The organism is Sulfitobacter sp. 1A15299, assembly GCF_043556915.1.
Classification (GTDB): Bacteria; Pseudomonadota; Alphaproteobacteria; order Rhodobacterales; family Rhodobacteraceae; genus Sulfitobacter.
The window spans coordinates 208,239-228,468 of record NZ_JBIFFJ010000003.1 but is presented as its reverse complement, the minus strand read 5'-3'; the positions used below and the strand labels follow the sequence as shown (position 1 = coordinate 228,468).

The following is a 20,230-nucleotide window of genomic DNA, read 5'->3' as shown; positions in this document are numbered from 1 at the left end:
ACCGCGATCCATGCCACTTTATGGTGCTACCGTGATGTGTTCTCGCAGAAGTACGCGCCCGTCGCGAAATCGCCTACCCGTCGCACCGCAGGTGCGCCGAATGAATGATGGCACGCCTACGGCGTGGCGGGCGGGCAGGCGATGGCCCGGCGCCTGCGGCTTGATTCCGGGCCTTTTAGTGGTTGCCCGGCAGAAAAAAGGCCCGGCGCAAAACGCACGGGCCTCAAAAGCTTATACCAACCGCGAGACATCCTTCGCGGCGCGCACGAAATCCTTGAACAGGGGGTGCGGGTCGAAGGGCTTGGACTTCAGCTCAGGGTGGAACTGGACGCCAATGAACCACGGGTGATCCGACCATTCGACGATCTCAGGCAGCTTGCCATCGGGGGACATGCCCGAGAACTTCAGCCCGGCCTTCTCAAGCTGGTCCTTATAGGCGATGTCTACCTCATAGCGGTGGCGGTGACGCTCGTCGATGGTGGTGGTGCCATAGGCTTCGGCCACGCGCGACCCTTCGACCAGCGTCGCGTCATAGGCCCCCAAACGCATGGTGCCGCCCTTGTCGTCATCGACTTTGCGCGCCACTTTGTGGTTGCCCTGAACCCATTCCTTGAGGTGATAAACCACTGGCTCGAAACGCTTTTTACCGGCTTCATGGTCGAATTCCTCCGACCCCGCCGTTTTCAGGCCCGCCACGTTCCGCGCCGCTTCGATCACGGCCATCTGCATCCCAAGGCAGATGCCCAGATAGGGCACCTTATGCTCGCGGGCATATTGCGCGGCTTTGATCTTGCCCTCGGTCCCGCGCTCTCCAAAGCCGCCGGGGACGAGGATCGCGTGGAACCCTTCGAGATGCGGACCGGGGTCTTCGCTGTCGAAAATCTCGGCGTCGACCCATTCAACTTTGACCTTGACCCGGTTCGCCATGCCGCCATGGGTCAGCGCCTCGGCGATGGATTTATAGGCGTCTTCAAGCTGGGTGTATTTGCCGACGATGGCGACTTTGACTTCGCCCTCGGGGTTGTAGATGCGGTCGGCCACATCTTCCCAACGCGACAGGTTCGGCTTGGGCGCGGGGGTGATCTGGAAAGCATCCAGAACCGCCTGATCCAGCCCCTCGCGGTGATAGGCGAGCGGAGCTTCGTAGATCGATTTCAGATCCTGCGCGGCGATCACCGAATCCGGGCGCACGTTGCAGAAGAGCGCCAGCTTCTCACGCTCCTTGGCCGGGATCGGCCCCTCGGAGCGGCAAACCAGAATGTCGGGCGCGATGCCGATGGAGCGGAGTTCTTTGACCGAGTGCTGCGTCGGCTTGGTCTTCAACTCGCCGCTGGCCTTGACGTAGGGCAGCAGCGTGAGGTGCATGAAGATACACTGACCGCGCGGCTTGTCTTGGCTGAACTGGCGGATCGCCTCGAAGAAGGGGAGACCTTCGATATCGCCCACGGTGCCGCCGATTTCGCAGAGCATGAAATCGACCTCATCATCGCCGATGTCGATGAAGTCTTTGATTTCATTTGTAACGTGGGGGATCACCTGAATGGTCTTGCCCAGATAATCGCCGCGGCGCTCTTTCTCTAGCACGGTGGAGTAGACCCGGCCCGAGCTGATGCTGTCGGTCTTCCGCGCGGCGACGCCGGTGAAACGCTCGTAATGCCCAAGGTCGAGGTCGGTCTCTGCGCCATCATCGGTGACGAAGACCTCGCCATGCTCGAAGGGCGACATCGTGCCGGGATCGACGTTCAGATAGGGGTCCAGCTTGCGCAGTCGCACCGAAAAACCGCGTGCCTGAAGCAAGGCACCCAAAGCCGCCGAGGCCAGACCCTTGCCCAGCGACGAGACCACACCGCCTGTGATGAAGATATAGCGTGCCATGTGATCGGAGACCCCCGTGAATTCAAAGTTTGTTGCAGGCAAAAACCAGCCAAACGCGTTGCGGAAAACCGCAACACCACGGGATTTAAGCCTTACAGGATTCGTGTGTTTGAGGCAAGGCCCGCCGCAACATACAGTTGCGGAACCGGGCCGTGCCTCAAGGTTTTGTGTTTGTTAGGTTAATCGGCCGCAGGGACCAGCGGTGTGTTGCCATCCGCGGAAGGTGGCAGCAGATCGTCGCCCGCAGGCAGGGCTGGGCTGCCATCTTGGCTCTGGGCGGGTGGTGTCGCGCTCAGCCGGTCGATGACCGACGAGCCTGCGGATTTTTCCGCCGCGATGATGGTCAGTGTGATCGAGGTGGCGATGAAACCGGCTGCAAGCGCCCATGTCACCTTGCCCAGTGCGGTGGCTGCCGCGCGGCCCGAAACGGCACCGCCGCCACCCCCGCCCATGCCAAGGCCACCGCCCTCGGACCGTTGCAGAAGTACCACGGCGATCAGGCCAAGAGCCAGAATCAGGTGAATGATCAGAACGACATTTTCCATGGGTACGACAGCTTTCGGTTTTGGTTGGCGGGTATCTATTCGTCTTTGCCCATGGGGGCAAGGGTGGATTGCCGCCGGGGGGGTGATCGGATCAGGGGGGAAGCGGCCTTGGGGATCAAAGGCACGAACAAAGACCGCCGCATGGGAGCGACGGTCTTTTGAAGCAGTACTCAACCACAATATATAAGAGGGCTATCCTGGAATTAAGGTGGTGCAGACTCGCTTCGTACCCTCACTATAGCATGAAATGCGGCCAAATTCGCCCATATTCTTTGCAGGGAAATGAAGGGATTGCCCGTGATCGGCGATGGACAGCCGAGTGCCGCTGGGGCAATCTGCCGCCATGCCACATGATCATTCGGACCACGACCACCCCCATGCCCTGCTGCCGCCCGAGCCGGCGCTCAGGGTCAAGGCGCTAGAGACACTGCTGACGGCCAAGGGGCTGATTGACCCCGCCGCCTTGGATGAGATCATCGACACCTATGAAAACCGCATCGGCCCGCGCAACGGGGCCGAGGTTGTCGCCCGCGCTTGGAGCGATCCTGATTTTCGCGCGGCGCTGCTTGAGGATGCGACCGCCGTAGTGGCCGAGATGGGGTTCTTCGGGCGGCAGGGCGAACATATGGTCGCGGTGGAGAATACGGAGGAGGTGCATAACATCGTCGTTTGCACCCTATGTTCCTGCTATCCTTGGCCGCTTTTGGGCATCCCGCCGGGCTGGTATAAATCCGATGCCTACCGCGCCCGCGTGGTGCGCGAGCCGCGCAAAGTGCTGGCTGAATTCGGCGTCGACCTGCCCGAAGAGACCGCCGTGCGCGTTTGGGATTCGACGGCTGAGGTGCGCTATCTGGTGATCCCGCAACGCCCGGCGGGAAGCGACGGCATGGAGGTCGCAGCACTGGCCGATCTTGTCACCCGTGACAGTATGATCGGCACCGGATTGGCCAAAGCGCCATGACCCGCGTGCATGACATGGGCGGGCGTTTCGGCCACGGCGCGGTGACGTCCGAGGGCGAAGACGTGGTCTTTCACGCCGATTGGCACCGCCGCGCGCTGGCGCTGACCTTGGCCACGGGAACACTGGGCAAATGGAACATCGACGTGTCGCGCCATGCCCGCGAATGTCTGGCCCCGACCGATTACATGCGGTTCAGCTATTACGAGAAATGGATCGCCGGGGTGGCCGATATGCTGGTCGCGCGCGGGGTGGTCAGCCGTGAGGAACTGTCGGGCAAAGCCGCGCCCACGCCCAACCCGCTGGCGGAAAAGGCGCTGAAAGCGCCCCAGGTGGCCGGGGTGCTGGCCCGCGGTGGCCCGGCGGACCGCCCCTCGGATATCGCGCCGCTCTTTGCACCCGGCGACAGGGTCGTCACCCGCAAGCAGCCGGAAAACACCATTGTTCCGGGCGGGCACACCCGGCTGCCCGCCTATGCCGCGGGCGCTTCAGGGCGGGTGCTGCGGCTGCATGGCACCCATGTTCTGCCTGACAGCAACGCCCATGATCTGGGCGAGGCGCCAGAGCCGCTTTACGCGGTGGCCTTCCCGGCCTCTGAGCTTTGGGCGCATCCCGAACATCCCCGAGATGAGGTCGTTCTCGACCTGTGGCAAAGCTATCTGGCGGCCCCATGAGCGCCCCGGAACCCGTGTTCGAGGCGCCATGGCACGCGCAGCTCTTCGCGCTGACGGTGCATCTGAACGAGAGCGGTCTTTTCGACTGGCCTTTCTGGGCCGACCGCTTTGGCGCGACTTTGGCGCGCCACGGGCTGGCGCGGGCGCTGAACGGCGGGGAGGACTATTTCAACGCTTGGCTCGAAACCCTCGAAACCCTGTTGATCGACGCGGGCCATGCCCGCCCCGGTGATCTGCGCACCCTGCGCGATGGATGGGAGGCCGCCTATCTCAGCACCCCGCATGGCGACCCGGTGCATCTGAAGGCGGGGCAAAGCGTCTAAATCCGCTCCCGCGTTTTTTCGAGTTTCACACGCCTGCCACTGTCGCTATACGGGCGCGGGACATCGCAAAGGAATATATCATGGCCAATGTCGTCGTTGTCGGCGCCCAATGGGGTGACGAGGGAAAAGGCAAGATCGTTGACTGGCTCAGCGAACGCGCCGATGTGATCGCACGCTTCCAAGGCGGGCATAACGCGGGCCACACTCTGGTCATCGACGGCAAGGTCTACAAGCTGCATGCGCTGCCGTCGGGCGTGGTGCGCGGTGGCAAGCTCTCGGTCATCGGCAATGGCGTGGTGCTGGACCCATGGCACCTGCTGAAAGAGATCGAGACGATCGAGGGGCAGGGCGTCGAAATCAGCCCCGAGAGCCTGATGATCGCGGAAAACACCCCGCTGATCCTGCCTTTCCACGGTGAGCTTGACCGCGCCCGTGAAGAGGCGGCGAGCAAGGGCACCAAAATCGGCACCACCGGACGCGGCATCGGGCCGTGCTATGAAGACAAGGTTGGCCGCCGCGCCATCCGCGTGGCCGATCTGGCCGACGCCGCGACACTGGAGGCCCGCGTCGACCGCGCGTTGCAGCACCACGACCCGCTGCGCAAGGGCTTGGGCGTCGAGGCCATCGACCGCGACGCGCTGATCGGGCAACTGCAAGAAATCGCACCGAAAATCCTGCGTTTCGCCGCCCCCGTCTGGAAGGTTCTGGCCGAGAAGCGCAAGGCGGGCAAGCGCATCCTCTTCGAAGGGGCGCAGGGCGCGCTTCTCGACATCGACTTTGGCACCTATCCCTTTGTCACGTCGTCGAACGTGATCGCGGGGCAGGCGGCGACCGGCGTGGGCCTTGGCCCCACCGCCATCGACTATGTGCTGGGCATCGTGAAGGCTTACACCACCCGCGTCGGCGAAGGCCCTTTCCCGACCGAGCTTGAAGATGCGGATGGTCAACGTCTGGGCGAGCGCGGCCATGAGTTTGGCACCACCACCGGGCGCAAGCGCCGCTGTGGTTGGTTCGACGCGGCGCTGCTGCGCCAGACCTGCGCCACCTCCGGCATCACCGGCATCTGCCTGACCAAGCTCGACGTGCTTGATGGGTTCGAGACGCTGAAGGTCTGCGTCGGTTACGAGTTAGACGGCGAGCGGCTCGACTATCTGCCCACCGCCGCCGAGCAGCAGGCCCGTTGCACGCCGATCTACGAAGAATTGCCGGGCTGGTCCGAATCGACCGAAGGCGCGCGCAGCTGGGCCGATCTTCCGGCCAATGCGATCAAATACGTGCGCCGGGTCGAAGAGTTGATCCAATGCCCCGTGGCCCTCGTCTCCACCTCGCCGGAGCGGGAGGACACCATTCTGGTGACCGACCCTTTCGCGGACTGATCTGATGGCGCTGAGCTACAAAGCACGCCGCCGTTGGGCGCTGGTGATCCTGCTGATCGGGTTGCCGAGCTATATCGCCGTGGCGGTCTGGACGGTGGCCCAATTCGACCGCCCGCCGGTGCTGCTTGAGCTTGGCATCTACGTCGCCCTTGGCATCGTCTGGGCGCTGCCGTTCAGATTTGTCTTTCGGGGCATCGGACAGGCCGACCCTGATGCGGAAGATGATCGTTAAAACCCAATAAAAAAGCGCCCTGCGGGGCGCTTTTTCGTATCCAGCGGTGGGCCGTGGTTTAACCCACGGCGCGGTGATCGGGGCGGTAGCCGATTTCATCCGAGACGGTGAAACGCCCGCCTTTGATCTTTTCGATCTTGCCTGCGCGCAGCAACTGGCCGAAAGAGCGCAGCCCGTCTTCGCGGGTGAAATCCGGCAACCCGATCGAGCGGACCTTGCCCATCAACTGCGGGCGAGAGAATTGGTCACGCCCCTCGACGAACGACATGTAAGATGCCGCCGCCTCAAGCAGTTCGGGCAGTTTGGTGGCGCCCATGTCGGCGGCGAAATCGGCAAAGCTTTCGGCATCGGGGTTGGTCTTGACCGGCTCGACCACGGCGGCAACCCGGCGCGGACGCACGGGGCCGGCGCTGCGCAGCTTGTCGACATCAATGCGCTGCTCGGCCACCAGTTTCAGCGGTGCGGAGCGGGCATCGGCCTTGGGCCGTTCGGTCCGGGCCGGGCGGGTGACGGGGCGGCGCGGGCGGACCACATCGGCCAGATCTTCGCGGTAGGCGTCATCCGAGGTCGCGGTGGTGGCGCGGCCCCCCATCGCTTCGTCGGCTTTCTTGGCGGCCACGGCGGCGCGCAGGTGGGCAAAGGCATCGCGGCGCGTGGTGCTTTCGGCCTCATCCATCTTGCTGTCGGTTTCCGCCATCAGGCGCGACATGTCGCGGTCGGCGTCATCGTCGATGGTGGGCAGGCTGTGACGGGCCACTTGGGCAGGCGCGGGCTGCTCTTCGACCGGTTCCCCTGCGGCTTCGACCTCTTCGGGCTCTTCCTGAGCGGGCGCCGCTTCCGGCTCGGCCATCTCAACGGCAGGCGTCTCTTCGGCCTCTTCCGGGGCGGCGCCACCGAGTTCGGCTTCCAAAGCGGCCAATTCGCGGGCCAGTTCGTCTTCATCCTCGGGCGACAGGGAAGAGCTGCGCTTTTCCTCGGTCTTCGCGGCAGGTGCCTCTTGCGGTGCCGGGTCCGAGACCTCTTCAAGATCGCCCCGCGCTACGGCCGCTTCGAGATGCGCGCGCTTGACCTTGATCACGCGCCCTTTGCGCGGCAGGTCGGCGGCGTCGATCTCCGGTGCGGCTTCGGCTTCGGCCTCGGGCGCCTCATCGGCTTCGGCGTCGAACAGGCTCTCATCCGTCTCGGCGCTTTCCGCCTCATCCTCCTCTTCGGCCTCAAGCCGGTTGAGAATATCGGCAAGATCGTCGTCCTCGTCTTCCGCGGCCTCCTGTGCCATTTCGGTCGCTTCATCGGCCTCCAACGCGTCTTCGATGTCACGGCGGGCGGCGGCGATGGCGGCTTGGCTCTCTTCCGGCGCGGCTTGCGTTTCAGCGGTGGCGCGGGCCACGGGCGCAGCTTCTTCTTCGTCATAGCCAGCCGCTTCGTCTTCGTCCTGCTGGGCGACGACGGCACGGATGCGCTGCAGTTTTGCGGCGATGCTGTCGGCGGGCGCGGCACTTGTGGCGGGCATATCTTCGACGCTGGCCTCCTGCGCTTCGTCCTCGAAATGGGACTGCGGCTGCGGGCTGGCGGCAAAGAAGGCTTCGGCTTCGCTGGTCTCTTCTGTTTCGGCAACCGGCGCTGGCTCTGCGGCAGGCGTGGGCTCTTCAACGGCTTCTGCGATCTGCGCTTCCGGCGTGGCGGGCGCTTCCACCGCGGCGGTGTCGGCGATCTCGGCCTTGACGGGGGCAGGCGCCTCTTCCTCAACCCGCGCAGGCTGTGCCGCGGCGGGGGCTCGCGGCGCTGCGGCCTCGGCCTGAACCGGCGCGGCTGCGGGGGGCGCTTGGGCCGGGGCTTCGGCGCCTTGGTTCTCCAGAGCGCTCAGCACGATCTTGCCTTCCTGCTCACGGGCTTGCACCCGGCGGGAGACTTCGCGCTGTGCGATCCGGGCGAGCATCTCGGCATCGGGTTGCGGCGGTTCGGCACCGAAGTAACGGTCATCCGAGGCCAGATCGCGGAAATACTCGGCAATGGCCTTCATCGTGCCGAAGGAATCGTCGAAGCCTTCCAGCGTGCACGAAAAAGTGCCATAGGAGACCGTCAAGATTTTGTTGCTGTTCATCATCGGATGCTCGTCCTCTGCGGTGTTGCAGGTATCGTTTACCACGACGTCCAAGACCAAAGCGGCTCGAATCTGTGCCATTCAACGTATGATTTCAAGGCAAGATTAAGGCAGATTTCAAAAAGGGGCATTAATTGACCAGTTCAGACTACATAGTTCGGGATAGGGGCGCCGTCACGTTGTTCGGCGGCGGGGAGGTCTTTGCAGGGGACATTGAAGCGGCGCTGGCGCTGGCCCCGACCTGCGTGGCGGCGGACAGCGGTGCTGCGGCGGCCGTGGCGGCTGGGGTGGAACTGGCGGCGGTCATTGGCGATCTGGATTCAGCCCCGGCAGAGGTCTTGGCTCAAATCCCGGCCGCGCGGTGCCACCGCATCGCCGAGCAAGAGAGCACCGATTTCGACAAGGCGCTGACGCGGATCGACGCGCCGTTTGTGCTCGGGGTTGGCTTTACCGGGGCGCGTTTGGATCATCAGCTTGCGGCTTTCAACACGCTCGCCACCCATCCGCATCGCTCTTGCATCCTGTTGGGCGCGCATGAGATCGTGCTGCTCGCCCCGCCGCGGATCACGCTGCCGACGGCGGCGGGGGATGTCGTCTCCCTCATGCCTCTGGCTCCGGTGACAGGGCACAGCCAAGGGTTGGAATGGCCAATCGAGGGGCTGAATTTCGCGCCCGGTGGCCGGATCGGCACGTCGAACCGCGCCTTGGGGCCGGTCACGCTTGAGATCGACGGCCCCGATATGCTGCTGATCTTGCCGCGCCGTCTTATGGCGCCACTGGCGGCGCGACTGCTGCGGCCAGAGCACGCGCCGTGGCCCGCTCGCGCATGACGATGTAGAGCCCCGCACCGACGGTGATCAGAATGCCCAGCCCCGCCAGTGGGTTGGGCAGGTCGGAAAAGATCAGCAGCCCAAGCAGCGTGGCAAAGGGAATTTCGAGATATTGCATCGGCGCCAATGTGGCCGAGGGGGCAAAGCGCAGCGACCATGTCATCAAAAGATGCGCCACCGTGCCCAGCACCCCTATGCCGAGCAACAGGGTCCAGTCAAGCGCATCGGGCTGGATAAGCCGAAGCGGCGCGATCTGCGTCATGGTGCCAAGCGCGAGGAGCGGCAGGATCATCACCACCGCCATGACCCCGCTGACGGCCTGCAGGCTGATCGGATCGATCTCTTTCGCGATTTGGCGCGTCACCAGCATGAAGAAGGAAAAGACGACCGCCACGACGACCGGCAGCAACGCGGGCCAGCCGACATTGGCAAAGCTCGGCTGTACGATCAAAAGCGTGCCGAGAAATCCCACGATGCTCGCGCCCAAACGTCTGGGGCCGACCTCTTCGTTCAGGATGAACTTGCCGAGCAGCAGCATGAAAAAAGGCATGACGAATGCGATGGCGACCGCATCTGCGAGGGGCAGGTATTTCAACGCGGTGAACATCGCCGCAATGCCCGCAATATGCAAAAGGGTGCGCAAAAAGGTCAGCCGCAACACCCGGCCCCGCATGTGCCAGATGCGCCCGGAGTACCAGACGAGGGGGATCAGAATCAGCGCCTGAATGGCAAAGCGCAGCAGCACCACTTGCCCCAGGGGAACCGAAGCGCCCAGCAATTTGGCCACCGCATCGCCCACGGGCGCTACGATGCAGAAGCCCATCATAAGGGTTATTCCGACAAGGGGCCGATCCTGTTGCATTGCGTTACGCTAAGGAAGCTTTGTCACAAATGCAATTCTTGGTTGAAGTTCGACCGCTGTTGTCTCGTGTTTTTTCTTAGAGGCAGAGGCAGAGGCAGAGGCAGAGGCAGAGGCAGAGGCAGAGGCAGAGGCAGAGGCAGAGCCCGTCGCAAACGTAGTGAGGGTTTCCCGCCGCCCAGCAGCAGCCGATTTTGTCAGTCCAAAGCTCAGGCGGCGGGGCGGCTCAGATTCACCCGGTTCCGGCCATGGGTTTTCGCCGTAAAGAGCGCCCGATCCGCCCGTGCCATCAAGGCTTCTGCCGACAGCGGGTGGCCGTCCTCTTCCATAGGGCCGACGGAAAGGCCGATGCTGATGGTCACATGGATCGGCTGGGGTGTGCCGGGAACGACAAAGCCGCGATTGCCGATATCGGCACAGATGGCCGCCGCCGTTTTCTCGGCATCCTTAAGGCCGGTGCCGGGCATGACGATCAAGAACTCCTCCCCCCCAATCCGCGCGACAAGATCCATGCCGCGCAGGTTGTTGCGCAGCCGTTCCGCCGTTTGTACCAGCACGGAATCCCCCGCAGCATGGCCATAGCGGTCGTTGATCCCTTTGAAGTGGTCCAGATCGGCGACCATTACCGAAAAGGGGCGGGCGGTTTCGACGGCATGTTCCGCGATATGGTCCAGATGGGGCAGGGCATAGCGGCGGTTATGCAGCCCTGTCAGCGGGTCGAAAACGGCGGCTTTCAGCCCCGTGCGCACCGTATCGCGCAGTTGGTCCGTCATCCGCTTGCGGCGCAAGATCGCATGCAGGCGCAGCGCCATTTCAGCCGGGTTGAAACCTTCGGTCATCAAATCATCCGCGCCCAGATCAAGGGCGGTGGCGGCAAGCGCCGCATCGGGGGCCAGTTGCACCACCAGCAGCCCGGTGTGGCGGGTCTGGGCGTTGGCCCGCAGGGTCGAAATCAAGCGCAAGGCCGCCGTGGCGGGCACGGGGTCATTGGGCAGGACCAAAACGTAAGCGTCAGGCGGCCCATTGGCGGCGGCGCGAATGGCCTCCTCCGGAGTGGCGAGGGTAAGGCGCGCGCGCAACTGGGGGCGGAGGCGGTTCGCCCAATTCACGCTCACCGCGCTGTCGGAATGGATGATCACACAGTGGCTGCGGGCGGTGAATTCCGCCACAGGCTCCGCCAGCCCGAGCGCGCGGGTCGTATCCTCGCGCATTTCCCATTCGTCCGCCGCATTGCGGGCGCGGATGAGGCTGCGGGCCCGGCCCAACAGCAGCGTGCAATCGAGCGGTTTCAGCAGCACATCGCTCGCCCCCGCTTCGAGCGCGGTAAAGCGGTCCACGGCCTGATCGCTATTACCGATGGCCAAGACCGGCAGCTGCGCGGTATCGGGAGAGGCTTTGAGCGCGCGGCACAGGTCCGCCGCGCCGCCACCCGGCAGCGTCAGGGCGCAAATCACCAGATCCGGCGGGTTTTCCCGCAGGCAGGCCAAAGCCTCTTCCATGTCTTCGGCCTGAACGACGTGATAGTATGCCGCACAAAGCTTGACCTTGAGGGCGATGCGATTGGTCGCGATCGCATCTGCAATAAGGATGGTCCCTTGCACGACAGCTCCTTCACCGTACAAATCAGTTTGATGCGAGAGTCTTTGCCCCCTAATGGTTAACAAAGGGTTTCCAACCTCCAGCAAAAGACGGTTTTCCAATGTCCTATACCCAAGACACCGCTGAGACTTTGGCGCTTCAGGCGCTGGGTTGGCTGGCGGCGAATGATGATCTGTTGCCGGTGTTTCTGGGCAGCACCGGCGCCTCCGAGGCGGACCTCAAAACACAGGCCAGCGACCCTATTTTTCTGGGCGCCGTGCTGGATTTCCTGATGATGGACGATGCTTGGGTGATCGGGTTTTGCGATCATCTCGCGATCCCCTATGAGCAAATAATGCAAGCCCGCGCGGCGCTGCCCGGGGGGGAGCAGGTGCATTGGACTTAAGAAATGTTAAAGCGCTGCTGTTCGACAAGGATGGCACGCTTTTCGACTTCGCCGCGACTTGGGAGCCTTGGGCCGAAGCCTTCTTGCTGCGGGTTTGCGAGGGCGATCGCGGGCTGGCCGCACGGGTGGGCGCAGACATTGGCTTCGACCTTGCCACGCGCCGTTTCGCCCCGGACAGTATCGCCATCGCGGGCACGCCGCAGCAGGTGGTCGATGCCTTGGCCCCGCATTTTCCAGAGCGGTTGCCTTCGGAACTGTTGGACATCATCAATGCCGAAGCCAGCGCCGCGCCACAGCGCGAGGCGGTGCCGCTGAGGCCGTTTCTGCAAGGGCTTCGCGACCGGGGCCTGCGCCTTGGCGTGGCGACGAACGATGCCGAACACCCTGCGCGCGCCCATCTGCTGGCGGCGGGGGTGGTCGATATGTTCGACTTTATCGCAGGTTTTGATAGCGGGCATGGGGGCAAGCCGTCGCCGGGGCAGTTGCACGCCTTTGCCACGCATGTGGGGCTGCCCGCCGCCTCTGTCGCGATGATCGGGGACAGCGTTCACGATCTGGAGGCCGCGCGGCGGGCGGGGATGCTGCGGGTCGCGGTGCTGACCGGCCCTGCCACGGCGGAAGACCTCGCCCCATATGCCGATCTGGTTTTGCCAGATATCGGCCATTTGGCGCAGCGCTTAGCCTAAAAGCGCTTTATTCTTTGACCATGCGCGCGCCTTCGAGCAGCCCCTCTTCGAAGGTATCGCCATGCAGGACAGAGATATCGCCCGTGGTCTCCAACACCACGGCGCGCACATCCGAAAAGCGCAGGGCGTTGGCCTCACGCAACTTGGCGATCAGATCGGCGCGCGCGACGCGGGTCTCGCGGAGGGCGGCATCGAAAATCTCACCCTCCCGCATCAGGATCACGGGTTCGTTCTGCACGGCTTGCTCGAAGCTGTCCGAAGCCTGCCGTATCTTCGCGATGACGAATTGCGCGCCGAGGAGTGCAGAGATGGCCAAGGTCGGCTGCGCGAACTCCGGCCATGTGGTGGCCTGACAGGCCCCCGCAAGCAGTGAGCCGGTGGCGACCGTGGCGACAAAATCGAAAGCGGTCATTTTTGAGAAGGTGCGCAGGCCGATGACCCGGACCACGATGATCACCCAAGTCAGCGCGATGGCCGAAAGCATGAGTGCCCGGGCAAGGATATCCAGAGGGAGGTGATCAAAGAACATCAGCCATGCCCCCCGTTGAGGGCCCTGCCACGTTGGATAAAGAACCGCCCCAGCAGCACCACCATCGCCATGGCGATCAGACCTAGATAGCGTTCATAAATGCCATCGATTCCGGTCGGCAGAAAGAAGAAGGGCGGGGCGGAGACGAGCCACAAAATCGAAATGACCTTGAGCGATCTGGCAAGGAAAGTTGATATATCGGCGAACCCACGCGACAGCAGCCAAGGCACGGCGAGCATCATCAGGCCGAGCGCGTAGACCAAGTAGATATGGATCACCACGCCGTCCGAATCGCGGTCTCCGTATTCGTTGCGCGCGCCGATGAGAAAGACAATGAGCCCCAGCATCGCGAGCTCGATGGTGGCGATGCTCCACCACCGGTCGCCAAAATGGACATGGGCGCAAAGCAAGGCGCAGGCGATGAGCGCGGCGGAGAAAGCATAGATGCCGATGTCGACGATGAACTCATAACGGCCCGCGCCCAGATCGCTGATCGTGTCGGCGATCCAGTCGTGATCCGGCACCACGAAATCCGCGATCAGGATCGATACGGCGAAGATCACACAGCCAAGGATGGCCACCCAGCCCAGACAAACCATAAACCCCGGCGCGCTGTGCTGCCGGGGTGCTGTGACGTCATTGTGCATGGTGCGTAACCCTTCTTGGCCGCCTTGGTCGAACCCAATGCATCAATCCGAAAGCCGCGAGCGTTCTTCGGCGTTGGGGCTGCCTGCGGGGGCTTCGTCCAATGTGGCCTCGGGCCGATGCAGGTCTTCCTGAGGTTTCTGGGGCGGTGTCTTATTCTCGTCCTTGGGGTGTTTGGGATCATCGCTCATGGTACATCTCCTCGGGCTGGGGAGAGGCGGGGCATCGCCTCACCTTCCTCTGTCAAACGCGCGGCATATGGCGGCGGTTCCGCCTGCAGCAGGGGGCGCGCCCAAGACAATTTCCCGACAACTGTATTCATCAGGCCAATCTTAACCACTGCCCCCGCAATCTGGGGTTGGGAAAATGGGAATGAGGCAATCATGCACGGGCTTATCAACCGCAGCATCCAAAACTACTTTTGTGCCAATTACGGGCAGAGGCTCTGGGCCGATGTGGCCGCGCGGGCCGGGCTGGATTTCACCGAATTCGAGGCGATGCTGACCTATCCTGATCACGTCACCCCGGCAGTGCTCGAAGCGGTCTGTGCCGTGCTGGACCGGCCCCGGGCCGAGGTGATGGAGGATGTCGGCACCTTCCTCGTGGCGCAGCCGGGCTATGATGCCGTGCGGCGCCTGCTGCGGTTCGGCGGGGTCAGCTTCAGCGATTTCCTGCAATCGCTTGATGATCTGCCGGATCGGACCCGCCTTGCCCTGTCGGAACTGCACCTGCCGCCGGTCGAACTGCGCGAAGACCCCGATGGCCAGTATTCCCTGATTTGTGAGGCACCGCTCGTGGGCTACGGCTATCTGATGATGGGGGTTCTGCGCGCCATGGCCGATGACTATGGCGCGCTGGTGCTGTTGGAACATTGCGGGCGATCAGAGGGCGTCGAGGCGGTGAAGATCGTTTTGGTCGAGGCCGAATTCGCAGAAGGACGCCGGTTCGAGCTTGGGGCGCGGGCATGAGCGGCGCAGGCCACGATCCGGCGGTTCTCGATAAGCTCTGCCCGATGCATCTGCTGCTCTCGGCCAACGGCAGGATCCGCCACGCCGGGCCCACGATCCAGAAACTGCGCCCACAGGCGCCGCTGGCAGGGCGGCGGTTTCTCGATACGGTCACCGTCAAACGGCCCCGTGGCATAGCGGGGATGGAAGACCTGCGCCGGGCTGCTGGGGTCAAGCTGCACCTCGCCTTTCGCGATGCCCCGCGGACCGAGTTGAAGGGCCTGCTGGTGCCGCTGGGGGATCGGCGTTTGATCGTAAACCTCTCTTTCGGGATTTCGATCTTCGACGGGGTGCAGGACTATGCGCTGACCAATGCCGATTTCGCCGCCACCGATCTGGCGATCGAAATGCTCTACCTGATGGAGGCGAAATCTGCCGCGGTGGAAGCCTCGCGCCGCTTGAACCTGCGCTTACAAGAAGCACGGATCGCGGCGGAGGAACAGGCCTTTACCGATACGCTCACAGGGCTGAAAAACCGGCGCGCATTGAACGCGGTGCTGGCGCGGTTGATCTCTGCTGGTGAGGGGTTTGCCGTGATGCAGGTCGATCTCGACCACTTCAAAGCGGTGAACGACCGCTTGGGTCATGCGGCGGGCGATCATGTGCTGCAAGTCGTCGCCCGGATCATGCAGCAAGAGACGCGCCGCTCTGACATGGTGGTGCGTTTGGGCGGGGATGAGTTCACCGTGGTTCTGCCCGATGTGCGCAGCGAGGGCATCCTGCGCGGGATCGGACAGCGGATCATCGACCGGCTGGAAGAGCCCATCTCTTTCAAGGGGGAGGTCTGCAAGGTCTCGGCCAGCATCGGCACGGTTTGGATAAAGCGGGGGGACCGGCGATCTCGCGACGTGGTCTTGGCCAATGCCGATGCGGCGCTCTATGCCTCGAAACACGCAGGCCGGGCGCGGCATACCTTCTTTGACCCCGCCCTGCGCCCGGGGGGCGGGAGGGGTGCCTTGCCGGTCGAAAAGGGCGGCGGCTAATCGCTCGGGGGCGCTGCGGGGCGGGACGGAAGGGCACGGTGGCAGTGGACCGCGCAGATCGGCTGGCGTATCACAAGGGCATGAAATCGCCTCTACATCTGCTCCGCCGCCTGCGCCAACGCCTGCACAACGCCCGCCGCCGCGCGCGCTTTGCCGCCTCCTTGCAGCATCTGCATGGGCCGAGCAAACTCAACACCGCTCCGGACGAGGTGGTGCTGATCGCCTTGGTGCGCGACGGCAGCTATTACCTCGATGCTTTCTTTCGCCATTACCGCGCGATGGGCGTGCAGCATTTCGTCTTTATCGACAACGGCTCGCGCGATGACACCATTGCCCGGATCAAGGCGCAGAAGGGCACCGTGATCGACCGTTGCACCCTGCCGTTGTCCGACTACGAAGACCTGATCCGCCAATACCCCGCGCAGACCTATGGCAAGGACCGCTGGTGTCTCTATGTCGATATGGACGAGATTTTCGATTTCGAAGGGCGCAGCCAAATCGGCATCAAGGGGCTGACCGCCTATCTCGACCGGCAGGGCTATACCGCCTTGGCCGCGCAGATGCTTGAGATGTTTCCCAAAACCAGCCTCGCGGCGGCGGCGGGGATGCCTTACAAACAGGCGCTGCAATCCTTCCTCTACTACGACATCAGCGCGGTGCGCAAAATTGATTACCACAGTCCGGAGATTCCGTTTTCTGCCCTGCTGGCCGACAATGCGCTATCCAACGAGGCGGTGAAATTCGCCTTCGGCGGCGTGCGCGGCAAGGTGTTTGGTGAGAACTGCTGCCTGACGAAACATCCGCTGATCTTCAACGGGCCAGAGGTCACCCCCGCGCCGCATCCGCATTTCTCTTCGGGGGTGCGGGTGGCGGATATGACGGCGGTGATCAAACACTATAAATTCGCCAATGACGCCGCCGCGCGGGATGCCGAGACGCTGGGCGCGGGCAACCTGTCCCATGGCGAAGACGCGCGGCGCATGGCGGTGATCGGGCAGAACCCTGATGTGTCGCTCTTCTCACTGGATGCCCGGCGCTGGAACCGGGTCGAACTTCTCTATCGCGCGGGCTTTCTGGTGCCGTCGGAGGCCTATAGCGCCCATGTCGCCGCTTGGCGTGAAGAGCATGCCGCATGAGCATTGGCGCCGTCGTCATCGGCCGGAATGAAGGCGCGCGGCTAGAGCGGTCCTTGCAAGGACTGGCGGGGCAGGTGGCGCAGATCGTCTATGTCGACAGCGGCTCGACCGATGGCTCCGTCGCCATGGCGCGGGGGCTGGGGGCCGAGGTGGTCGAGCTTGACATGCAGCAGCCCTTCACCGCCGCGCGGGCGCGCAATGCGGGCATGGCGGCATTGGGTGAGGGGATCACGCTGGTGCAGTTTCTCGACGGGGATTGCATCCTGCGCGACGGTTGGCTGGCGGTGGCAGAGGCCCATCTGAGCGCTCATCCGCAGGTCGCCGTGGTCTGCGGCAGACGGCGCGAGGAAAACCCCGAGGCCTCTGTCTACAACAGGCTGATCGACCGCGAGTGGGATACGCCCGTGGGCGAGGCGCGGGCCTGTGGCGGTGACGCGTTGATGCGGTTGGACGCGCTGCGCGCCGTGGGCGGCTACCGGGCCGAGATGATCGCCGGGGAAGAGCCGGAGCTTTGCCAAAGGCTGCGCCGCGCGGGCTGGCAAATATGGCGGCTCGACGCCGAGATGACATGGCATGACGCGCAGATCACGAAGGTGGGCCAGTGGTGGCGGCGCAGCCTGCGCGCGGGCCATGCCTTTGCCGAAGGGGCCGCGCTGCATGGCCACGGGCCAGACCGGCATTGGGTGGCCGAGACGCGCCGCGCGCTGCTTTGGGGGGCGCTTCTGCCCGCCGTGATCCTGCTCGTGGCGCTGGTGCTCCCTCGGGCCGGGCTTGGGCTGGCGTTGCTCTATCCAGTGCAACTGTTGCGGTTGATGCGGCGGGGCGGGGCGGCTTGGGGTTTTTTCACCCTTCTGGGCAAATTCCCCGAAGCCTTGGGCGTGCTCAAATACCACATGCGCCGCGACGGGCGGATCATCGAATACCGGTGAGCCTAGCGCGCCCGCCATGCCGCGAGTGTCAGCCGTGGCAGGATCGCGAAACAACGGGCATAGCGTGGCACCATCCGCTGCGGGTTCTGCAAGGCCCGCCACAGCCATTCCAAAGCCAGCATCCGCATCCACTGCGGCGCGCGGCGCTGCCGCCCGGCGAGGAAGTCCAGCCCCGCTCCGATCGAGGCGAAACCCACCCCCGGCGCAATGTCGCGCCCGCGCGCGGCAAGGATCTCTTGCTTGGGCGCGCCAAGGGCCAGAAAACACAGGCGCGCGCCGCTGTGGGCGATCTCCCGCAGGGCGGTATCCGCCTCGGCACTTTCAGGGTTAAAGCCCATGGGCGGGGCGGCGATATGGCAAATCTCCAGCCCCGGCAGGCGGGTCCGCAGGGCCACTGCGGCCCCTTGCAGCGCGTCTTCGTCGCTGCCGAAAAAGGCCACAGGCAGCGACTGCGCGGCAGCCAATTCGCAAAGCGGCAGGATCAGATCGGAGCCGGGCATCAGTTCGACCGGCCGGTTGGCGAGTTGCGAGAGCCAGACCACGGGGCGGCCATCGGCCACGATGAAATCCTGCGCACGATAGGCGCCGGCGAAGCCCGCATCGCGGGGCAATTTGGTCAGATGGTCAAGGTTGAGCGTGGCAAGGGCGAATCCCTGACCCGTGGCAAAGCGCGCGCACAGCGCCTGAAACAATGCGGCCCGCGTCGCCACATTGACCTCCACAGCGGCGGGGCCCGTGCCATACTTCATGCCGCGCCCTCCGCCGTCACGCCGGGGATGGCAGGCGAGGGAACATAAGCTTCGTGCGCTATACCATTGATATCCTGTGCCATCTACCAATCACGCCCGCGCCAGAGTGAACCTGCGGCAAAACTAGCGGGATGACAGGGCTGGGGCCAGATGGTATTTTCGTCCGGCCCCATCCTGCCGCGCCCCGAGGCGGCTTTCGCGAAGGACGTCATGCCAAATCCCATCGCCTATCTGATGTTGCTGATCTGGCCCTTCGTCTGCCTGGCCCTGTTTCGCAACCTGCCGCTTCAGCGGGCGCTGATCTGGTCGATCCTTGGCGGCTATCTGTTCCTGCCCCCGCTGGCGGAGTTCAACCTGCCGCTGGTGCCGGGTCTCGACAAAGTGTCGATCCCGAACCTGAGCGTCTTGCTGATCATCTGGCTGGGCACGCAGGAGAAATTACAGCTTTGGCCCGCCTCCCGTCTGGCCGGGCTTTTGGTGCTGGGGCTGGTCTTTTCGGCGGTGCCCACGGTGCTGACCAATGGCGATCCGATCCTGTTTCAGTCGATCCGCGGCTTTGAGCCGATCCTTTTCCCCGTCGACACGCTGCCGGGGCTTTCGATCCGGGACATCGGGTCGGTGCTGATCGGGCAGGTGCTGATGCTGGTGCCCTTCCTGCTGGCGCGGCAGTTCCTTGCGGATGAAAAGGGGCTTCGGGAATTGCTCTTGGCCTTCATGCTGGGCGGGCTGATCTACTCTGTGCCATCGCTGTTCGAGATCCGTTTTTCACCGCAGCTCAACACATGGATTTACGGGTTCTTCCAACACTCCTTCGAGCAGATGATGCGCGATGGCGGCTTTCGCCCCATCGTGTTTTTGCCCCATGCGCTGTGGCTGGCGCTGTTCATCTGTATCGCGCTGCTGTCGGCGGTGGCGCTGGCGCGGCAGACCCCGGTGATCGACCGTTGGAAGATGCTCTTGCTGGCGGGCTATCTCGCCGTGGTTCTGCTGCTGTGCAAGAGCCTTGCCTCGCAGGCCTATGCGCTGCTTTTGGTGCCGATGGTTCTGCTGGCCCCGGCGCGGTGGCAAATTCGTCTGGCGGTGGTCTTTGCCGTCGTGGCGGTGATCTATCCGATGCTGCGCAACGCCGGTCTGGTGCCGCTCGACGCGATCCTCGCGCAGGCCGAGGCGATCAGCGCGGACCGGGCGCAATCGCTTGGCTACCGCTTCATGAACGAAGAGCAACTGCTGGCGCGGGCCGCCGAGAAACCGTGGTTCGGCTGGGGCGGATGGGGGCGCAACCTGATCCGCGATGCGACGAACGGCAATATCCTGTCGATCCCCGATGGGCGCTGGATTATCGTTTTCGGCACGTTCGGCTGGCTGGGTTACCTATGCGAGATGGGACTTCTGGCGCTGCCGATCATCCTTGTGGGGCTGCATCTCTACCGGATGGGCGATGCGAGCCTATCCCCATGGCTTCCACCACTCCTTTTGATCCTTGGGATTACCATGATGGACATGTTGCTCAATGCCACGCTGACGCCGCTTACTTGGCTCACGGCTGGGGCGATCCTTGGCCATGCCGAAGGGTTGGCGGCGGCGCGCAAGGGGCGGAACAGGATGGACGCCCCCGCGTTGAACGCAAAGCGGACGGTTTTCTAAACCGCGTCCCATTCACGGCGCTGTGAAGCGATTTAGCGGGAAAGTATCCTCGGGGCACTTTCTCGGCTCATTTTCGCCAGATTTGCCTGTTGTATGCTTCACCCGAAGCTTAAATTGAACCTCGAAGGCGCCGCACAATGGCCAAGCGGGCGGTGGGACATGTGT

The 20,230-nt window shown here is 63.7% G+C and carries 22 protein-coding genes; 13 read left to right on the top strand and 9 right to left on the bottom strand.

Annotation, left to right across the window (positions count from 1 at the left end; translation table 11 throughout):
* Positions 1–231: 231 nt before the first annotated feature.
* Positions 232–1,875: a CTP synthase gene (locus tag ACGYK7_RS06430; RefSeq protein WP_067262354.1), complete on the bottom strand. Its 1,644-nt coding sequence runs from the start codon at positions 1,873–1,875 to the stop codon at positions 232–234.
* A 179-nt stretch (positions 1,876–2,054) separates the two neighbouring features.
* Positions 2,055–2,420 (bottom strand): preprotein translocase subunit SecG, encoded by a 366-nt coding sequence (gene secG / locus ACGYK7_RS06425; protein ID WP_067262351.1) that lies wholly within the window; start codon positions 2,418–2,420, stop codon positions 2,055–2,057.
* A gap of 343 nt (positions 2,421–2,763) precedes the next feature.
* Between secG and nthA the strand changes: the two genes are divergently transcribed.
* The 5 genes from nthA to ACGYK7_RS06400 all read left to right on the top strand — a co-directional run bounded on the left by nthA (position 2,764) and on the right by ACGYK7_RS06400 (position 5,983).
* Entirely contained in the window at positions 2,764–3,381 is a 618-nt protein-coding gene (nthA, locus tag ACGYK7_RS06420) for a nitrile hydratase subunit alpha (RefSeq protein WP_394400406.1), read from the top strand.
* A complete protein-coding gene (gene nthB / locus ACGYK7_RS06415; RefSeq protein WP_394400116.1) occupies positions 3,378–4,052 on the top strand; it encodes a nitrile hydratase subunit beta in 675 nt (224 codons plus the stop codon). Before nthA ends, nthB begins: the two co-directional genes overlap by 4 nt.
* Positions 4,049–4,375 carry a nitrile hydratase accessory protein gene (locus ACGYK7_RS06410; RefSeq protein WP_394400114.1) on the top strand — a complete coding sequence of 109 codons (327 nt, stop codon included), beginning with the start codon at positions 4,049–4,051 and terminating at the stop codon, positions 4,373–4,375. The genes nthB and ACGYK7_RS06410 overlap by 4 nt, the downstream gene beginning before the upstream one ends.
* A gap of 80 nt (positions 4,376–4,455) precedes the next feature.
* Complete coding sequence (locus ACGYK7_RS06405; RefSeq protein WP_394400112.1) at positions 4,456–5,751, top strand: adenylosuccinate synthase; 1,296 nt, start codon at positions 4,456–4,458, stop codon at positions 5,749–5,751.
* A gap of 4 nt (positions 5,752–5,755) precedes the next feature.
* On the top strand, positions 5,756–5,983 hold the full coding sequence (locus tag ACGYK7_RS06400) for a DUF2842 domain-containing protein (protein WP_394400110.1): 228 nt from the start codon (positions 5,756–5,758) through the stop codon (positions 5,981–5,983).
* 58 nt (positions 5,984–6,041) lie between these two features.
* Here the strand turns inward: ACGYK7_RS06400 and ACGYK7_RS06395 are convergent, their stop codons facing one another.
* Positions 6,042–8,165, bottom strand: a complete 2,124-nt coding sequence (locus ACGYK7_RS06395; protein ID WP_394400108.1) for a hypothetical protein — start codon at positions 8,163–8,165, stop codon at positions 6,042–6,044.
* Between the two features lie 53 nt (positions 8,166–8,218).
* Between ACGYK7_RS06395 and ACGYK7_RS06390 the strand changes: the two genes are divergently transcribed.
* On the top strand, positions 8,219–8,914 hold the full coding sequence (locus ACGYK7_RS06390) for a thiamine diphosphokinase (protein ID WP_394400106.1): 696 nt from the start codon (positions 8,219–8,221) through the stop codon (positions 8,912–8,914).
* On the opposite strand, the gene ACGYK7_RS06385 is transcribed toward ACGYK7_RS06390, so the two are convergent.
* Entirely contained in the window at positions 8,850–9,776 is a 927-nt protein-coding gene (locus tag ACGYK7_RS06385; RefSeq protein ID WP_394400104.1) for a DMT family transporter, read from the bottom strand. The genes ACGYK7_RS06390 and ACGYK7_RS06385 overlap by 65 nt on opposite strands.
* A gap of 206 nt (positions 9,777–9,982) precedes the next feature.
* The gene (locus ACGYK7_RS06380; protein WP_394400102.1) at positions 9,983–11,374 is read right to left on the bottom strand and encodes a diguanylate cyclase; all 1,392 of its coding nucleotides are present in this window, start codon (positions 11,372–11,374) and stop codon (positions 9,983–9,985) included.
* Between the two features lie 98 nt (positions 11,375–11,472).
* Here ACGYK7_RS06380 and ACGYK7_RS06375 point away from each other — a divergent pair, with 98 nt between their 5' ends.
* Both ACGYK7_RS06375 and ACGYK7_RS06370 read left to right on the top strand, forming a co-directional pair.
* Entirely contained in the window at positions 11,473–11,757 is a 285-nt protein-coding gene (locus ACGYK7_RS06375; protein ID WP_394400100.1) for a DUF3572 domain-containing protein, read from the top strand.
* Positions 11,748–12,443: an HAD family hydrolase gene (locus tag ACGYK7_RS06370; RefSeq protein WP_394400098.1), complete on the top strand. Its 696-nt coding sequence runs from the start codon at positions 11,748–11,750 to the stop codon at positions 12,441–12,443. The genes ACGYK7_RS06375 and ACGYK7_RS06370 overlap by 10 nt, the downstream gene beginning before the upstream one ends.
* Positions 12,444–12,450: 7 nt before the next feature.
* Here the strand turns inward: ACGYK7_RS06370 and ACGYK7_RS06365 are convergent, their stop codons facing one another.
* Genes ACGYK7_RS06365 through ACGYK7_RS06355 form a run of 3 tightly spaced genes read right to left on the bottom strand, consistent with a single transcriptional unit; the run spans position 12,451 to position 13,808 of the window.
* Positions 12,451–12,972, bottom strand: coding sequence for a DUF421 domain-containing protein (locus ACGYK7_RS06365; protein ID WP_394400096.1), 522 nt, complete (start codon positions 12,970–12,972; stop codon positions 12,451–12,453).
* Entirely contained in the window at positions 12,972–13,619 is a 648-nt protein-coding gene (locus ACGYK7_RS06360) for a DUF998 domain-containing protein (RefSeq protein ID WP_394400094.1), read from the bottom strand. The genes ACGYK7_RS06365 and ACGYK7_RS06360 overlap by 1 nt, the downstream gene beginning before the upstream one ends.
* A 42-nt stretch (positions 13,620–13,661) precedes the next feature.
* Positions 13,662–13,808, bottom strand: a complete 147-nt coding sequence (locus ACGYK7_RS06355) for a hypothetical protein (RefSeq protein WP_394400092.1) — start codon at positions 13,806–13,808, stop codon at positions 13,662–13,664.
* A 192-nt stretch (positions 13,809–14,000) separates the two neighbouring features.
* Here ACGYK7_RS06355 and ACGYK7_RS06350 point away from each other — a divergent pair, with 192 nt between their 5' ends.
* The 4 genes from ACGYK7_RS06350 to ACGYK7_RS06335 all read left to right on the top strand — a co-directional run bounded on the left by ACGYK7_RS06350 (position 14,001) and on the right by ACGYK7_RS06335 (position 17,672).
* Positions 14,001–14,585 carry a heme NO-binding domain-containing protein gene (locus ACGYK7_RS06350; protein WP_394400090.1) on the top strand — a complete coding sequence of 195 codons (585 nt, stop codon included), beginning with the start codon at positions 14,001–14,003 and terminating at the stop codon, positions 14,583–14,585.
* The gene (locus ACGYK7_RS06345; protein ID WP_394400088.1) at positions 14,582–15,607 is read left to right on the top strand and encodes a diguanylate cyclase domain-containing protein; all 1,026 of its coding nucleotides are present in this window, start codon (positions 14,582–14,584) and stop codon (positions 15,605–15,607) included. Before ACGYK7_RS06350 ends, ACGYK7_RS06345 begins: the two co-directional genes overlap by 4 nt.
* 80 nt (positions 15,608–15,687) lie before the next feature.
* Positions 15,688–16,743, top strand: coding sequence for a glycosyltransferase family 2 protein (locus ACGYK7_RS06340; protein ID WP_394400086.1), 1,056 nt, complete (start codon positions 15,688–15,690; stop codon positions 16,741–16,743).
* Complete coding sequence (locus tag ACGYK7_RS06335) at positions 16,740–17,672, top strand: glycosyltransferase (RefSeq protein WP_394400084.1); 933 nt, start codon at positions 16,740–16,742, stop codon at positions 17,670–17,672. The genes ACGYK7_RS06340 and ACGYK7_RS06335 overlap by 4 nt, the downstream gene beginning before the upstream one ends.
* A 2-nt stretch (positions 17,673–17,674) precedes the next feature.
* On the opposite strand, the gene ACGYK7_RS06330 is transcribed toward ACGYK7_RS06335, so the two are convergent.
* Positions 17,675–18,421 carry a WecB/TagA/CpsF family glycosyltransferase gene (locus ACGYK7_RS06330; RefSeq protein ID WP_394400082.1) on the bottom strand — a complete coding sequence of 249 codons (747 nt, stop codon included), beginning with the start codon at positions 18,419–18,421 and terminating at the stop codon, positions 17,675–17,677.
* 150 nt (positions 18,422–18,571) lie between these two features.
* Here ACGYK7_RS06330 and ACGYK7_RS06325 point away from each other — a divergent pair, with 150 nt between their 5' ends.
* Complete coding sequence (locus tag ACGYK7_RS06325) at positions 18,572–20,065, top strand: hypothetical protein (RefSeq protein WP_394400080.1); 1,494 nt, start codon at positions 18,572–18,574, stop codon at positions 20,063–20,065.
* Positions 20,066–20,230 lie beyond the last annotated feature (165 nt).

Excerpts from the sequence above, each read along its gene's own strand:
- ACGYK7_RS06430 (WP_067262354.1), bottom strand. The coding sequence starts at position 1,875 with ATGGCACGCTATATCTTCATCACAGGCGGTGTGGTCTCGTCGCTGGGC.
- secG (WP_067262351.1), bottom strand. The coding sequence starts at position 2,420 with ATGGAAAATGTCGTTCTGATCATTCACCTGATTCTGGCTCTTGGCCTG.
- nthA (WP_394400406.1), top strand. The coding sequence starts at position 2,764 with ATGCCACATGATCATTCGGACCACGACCACCCCCATGCCCTGCTGCCG.
- nthB (WP_394400116.1), top strand. The coding sequence starts at position 3,378 with ATGACCCGCGTGCATGACATGGGCGGGCGTTTCGGCCACGGCGCGGTG.
- ACGYK7_RS06410 (WP_394400114.1), top strand. The coding sequence starts at position 4,049 with ATGAGCGCCCCGGAACCCGTGTTCGAGGCGCCATGGCACGCGCAGCTC.
- ACGYK7_RS06405 (WP_394400112.1), top strand. The coding sequence starts at position 4,456 with ATGGCCAATGTCGTCGTTGTCGGCGCCCAATGGGGTGACGAGGGAAAA.
- ACGYK7_RS06400 (WP_394400110.1), top strand. The coding sequence starts at position 5,756 with ATGGCGCTGAGCTACAAAGCACGCCGCCGTTGGGCGCTGGTGATCCTG.
- ACGYK7_RS06395 (WP_394400108.1), bottom strand. The coding sequence starts at position 8,165 with ATGGCACAGATTCGAGCCGCTTTGGTCTTGGACGTCGTGGTAAACGAT.
- ACGYK7_RS06385 (WP_394400104.1), bottom strand. The coding sequence starts at position 9,776 with ATGCAACAGGATCGGCCCCTTGTCGGAATAACCCTTATGATGGGCTTC.
- ACGYK7_RS06375 (WP_394400100.1), top strand. The coding sequence starts at position 11,473 with ATGTCCTATACCCAAGACACCGCTGAGACTTTGGCGCTTCAGGCGCTG.
- ACGYK7_RS06365 (WP_394400096.1), bottom strand. The coding sequence starts at position 12,972 with ATGTTCTTTGATCACCTCCCTCTGGATATCCTTGCCCGGGCACTCATG.
- ACGYK7_RS06360 (WP_394400094.1), bottom strand. The coding sequence starts at position 13,619 with ATGCACAATGACGTCACAGCACCCCGGCAGCACAGCGCGCCGGGGTTT.
- ACGYK7_RS06355 (WP_394400092.1), bottom strand. The coding sequence starts at position 13,808 with ATGAGCGATGATCCCAAACACCCCAAGGACGAGAATAAGACACCGCCC.
- ACGYK7_RS06350 (WP_394400090.1), top strand. The coding sequence starts at position 14,001 with ATGCACGGGCTTATCAACCGCAGCATCCAAAACTACTTTTGTGCCAAT.
- ACGYK7_RS06345 (WP_394400088.1), top strand. The coding sequence starts at position 14,582 with ATGAGCGGCGCAGGCCACGATCCGGCGGTTCTCGATAAGCTCTGCCCG.
- ACGYK7_RS06340 (WP_394400086.1), top strand. The coding sequence starts at position 15,688 with ATGAAATCGCCTCTACATCTGCTCCGCCGCCTGCGCCAACGCCTGCAC.
- ACGYK7_RS06335 (WP_394400084.1), top strand. The coding sequence starts at position 16,740 with ATGAGCATTGGCGCCGTCGTCATCGGCCGGAATGAAGGCGCGCGGCTA.
- ACGYK7_RS06330 (WP_394400082.1), bottom strand. The coding sequence starts at position 18,421 with ATGAAGTATGGCACGGGCCCCGCCGCTGTGGAGGTCAATGTGGCGACG.
- ACGYK7_RS06325 (WP_394400080.1), top strand. The coding sequence starts at position 18,572 with ATGGTATTTTCGTCCGGCCCCATCCTGCCGCGCCCCGAGGCGGCTTTC.